This window comes from Noviherbaspirillum massiliense JC206, assembly GCF_000312045.1.
Taxonomy (GTDB): domain Bacteria; phylum Pseudomonadota; class Gammaproteobacteria; order Burkholderiales; family Burkholderiaceae_D; genus Noviherbaspirillum; species Noviherbaspirillum massiliense.
This window is the reverse complement of the sequence record NZ_CAHF01000027.1, coordinates 1-1,783: the sequence shown is the minus strand read 5'-3', so window position 1 is coordinate 1,783 and position 1,783 is coordinate 1. Positions and strand designations below refer to the sequence as shown.

Here is a 1,783-nt window from a genome sequence, read left to right as displayed (position 1 = left end):
CCTAACGAAGCTGTATAAAAAGTATGGTTTGCATCGTGCCACAGGCGAACATTGTTAGCAATCCTGCATCTAAGCGGTCAAGGGAGGATGAGGATGGCACGCTACAAATACATTGATACCAGTCCGCGGCTGTTGCCGGTGGACCTGTCCCGGCAACTGGTGCCCGGTTCCTTTGTCCATACGCTGAACCATTTGCTCGATGGCGAAATCGACCTGTCGCACTTCGACGCCCGCTTCATTAATGACGACACCGGTGCCCCCGCGTATCCACCGGCCATGCTGCTCAAAGTTATCCTGTACGCCTATTCGCAAGGCATCGTTAGCAGCCGCGGCATCGAGCGCGCCTGCTGTGAGCAAGTCACCTTCATCGCCTTGACCGGCGATAATGCGCCGCACTTCACCACGATTGCCAGGTTCATTGCCACGCTGGGGAACGACATTGCCTGGGTGTTTGCCCAAGTGCTGTTCCTGTGTGACAGTCAAGGACTGATTGGGCGCGAGATGTTTGCCATCGATGGCGTGAAACTGCCGAGTAATGCTTCCAAGGCCAAGAGCGGCACCTGCGCCGACTTTGCCCATCAAGCGCAAAAGCTGGAGACCTCCGTCAAGGCGATGCTCAAGCGCCACCGTGACGCGGACGAGCTGGGCATCGAGCCCGATATGCAGGCCAGGCAAGCCAGGAAACGAGAACGGCTGATACAGGAAGCTGCACAACTGCGGCAGTGGCTCAAAGACCATCCGGCCGACCGCACCGGCAGCAAAGGCAGCATCCGCAAGAGCAACCGCACGGATAACGACAGCGCCAAGCTGGCCACCGGCAAGGGTGTCATCCAGGGTTATACCGGGGTAGCAGCGGTCGACAGCCACTGCCAAATCATCGTAGAAGCCCAAGCGCATGGCACCGGCAGCGAACAGGAATTGCTCCTGCCCGTGGTCGAAGCCATGGCGGATTTGTTGGCCCCCGATTCCCTGATTACCGCCGATGCCGGCTACCACAGCGAGAAGAATTTACAGCGGCTGCATGAGCGCGGCGTGGAGGCGCTTATTGCCGACAAGGGCATGCGTATGCGCGATGAACGCTTCGCCGACCAGGCACGGCACCGTATCAAGCCGGACCCGTTGGCCAACAAGGCGCCCGCCATCAAGGCGGCCACCCGTGGCAAGTTTCAACCCAGTGACTTTATCTACGATGCTGTCACCCAGACGTGTACTTGCCCTGCCGGCAAGCAGCTCTATGCCAATGGCAAGCAGTGCCAGGCCAATGGCAGGAAGTATCGGAAGTTTACGGGAGCCAAGCGGGACTGCGTGCCATGCCCGCTGCGGGCGAACTGCCTGCGCACGCCAGACAAGACGGCAGTGCGGCAAGTGGCGCTGTTCTACCCGAAGCAAGTCTCACCCCTGCCATACACCGAAGCGATGAAGCAGCGCATGGACAGCCCCCTGGGAAGACTGCGTTATGGACTACGGCTGGCGACGGTCGAACCCGTGTTTGCCAATCTGCGGCACAACAAGAAACTCAGCCGCTTTACGTTGCGTGGACGGGAGAAAGTCGATGCGCAATGGAAGCTGTTCTGCCTGGTGCACAACATCGAGAAGCTCGCGCACCATCGCTATGCGCAGTAAGTAATAGCAAGGCTCTCTTGCACGTGTTAGCGTGCCTTGCCAACTTGTGCCCTTCACCAGCCTCACCACCACCCCAGCACACCAAACATCCATCAGGCTCTACATGAACATACAGCCGTCGCCATCGGCGTAAAAAAGGACTTAATCTACAGCCTCAACG

General features: G+C 58.6%; 1 protein-coding gene. It reads left to right on the top strand.

The window, feature by feature from the left end:
- Nucleotides 1–93: 93 nt before the first annotated feature.
- Nucleotides 94–1,623, top strand: coding sequence for an IS1182 family transposase (locus HGHM_RS00005; RefSeq protein WP_019139443.1), 1,530 nt, complete (start codon nucleotides 94–96; stop codon nucleotides 1,621–1,623).
- The last annotated feature ends 160 nt before the right edge of the window (nucleotides 1,624–1,783 follow it).